Source organism: Aeromonas sp. R3-1, from assembly GCF_040908345.1.
Classification (GTDB): Bacteria; Pseudomonadota; Gammaproteobacteria; order Enterobacterales; family Aeromonadaceae; genus Aeromonas; species Aeromonas veronii.
In genome coordinates this window covers 1-1038 of sequence record NZ_JBFODN010000100.1, presented here as the reverse complement: position 1 = coordinate 1038, position 1038 = coordinate 1, and the positions used below count along the sequence as shown (strand labels likewise).

The 1038-nt window shown below is 56.3% G+C and carries 1 protein-coding gene; it reads right to left on the bottom strand.

From position 1 onward, the window contains the following. Positions 1-767: hypothetical protein (locus AB5Y85_RS06420; protein WP_368221284.1), on the bottom strand; the 767-nt coding region annotated here is incomplete at its 3' end. Positions 768-1038 lie beyond the last annotated feature (271 nt).

The following is a 1038-nucleotide window of genomic DNA, read 5'->3' as shown; positions in this document are numbered from 1 at the left end:
CTGCCACCGCCGCTGTTGCTGCCACCGCCGCTGTTGCTGCCACCGCCGCTGTTGCTGCCACCGCCGCTGTTGCTGCCACCGCCGCTGTTGCTGCCTCCGCCGCTGTTGCTGCCTCCGCTACTGTTGCTGCCTCCACCGCTGTCGCCACCACCGCCATCTTTGTTGTGAACGATCAGCTCATTGGCGATGTAGCTGTGGCTGCCATCGAGCAGCAGATTGAAGAGTGCGGTAGTGGGAGATGCCTCGATCCAGCAGAGTGACTCAACCAGCAGTAATTCCGGCTGGGGTTGCAGGGCCAGATTGCCCGTCACCATAACAGGTGCCGGGCGACACATTATCTGCATGCCGGTAAATAGCGGCAGCATCGCCAGTTGCGGGTTTTCGGTTCGGGTCATGGCCGGTGAGATGGCCGCCCAGCCCCGCGTGGTCAGCAGAGGGTGCTCTGCGGTAAAGAACGGGGGCAGATCATTGATCCCGTAGAGTCTGCGCTTGCCTAGTATGACCCGTTCGATCGCCAGGATCCGGTTACTGCCGCCGTGCTGATCCAGCACCCGTTCACCGACCCGCAGCGTCTCTATAGGGCGGGTGGAGCCATCGGCCATCGTGATGCGAGTGCCGGCGATAAAGCAGGACTTGGCATAGGCCTGATTCATTTGCCACTCATTGTGGGCGAAATCATAACTGAACGGGTTTGCAAACAGGGCGAGTGCGATGGCCGAGCCAATAAGCAATCTGCGCTGGCTGGCCTTGAATGGGGGCTGTGACATGGGGACTCCTTGTCCATCTTGATTCACAGGATCCATTATAGAGCGCCCCCTGGCGGTGGTATTTTTGACCATGAACACAATAAACATGATGGAAAAACGATTGGCGTTCGTCACAATAATGCGTAAAATCGCATACTCGATGCTTGTAGCAACGAATCCCGCCTAAAAAGCCAGTTTCATGCCCTTCCCAAGCAGTAAAAGGTAACAGGTGACGCATTTGTGTTCATTTTGTGCCTTGAAAAAGTCTTGTGATGACTGAAAAGTGATAAAT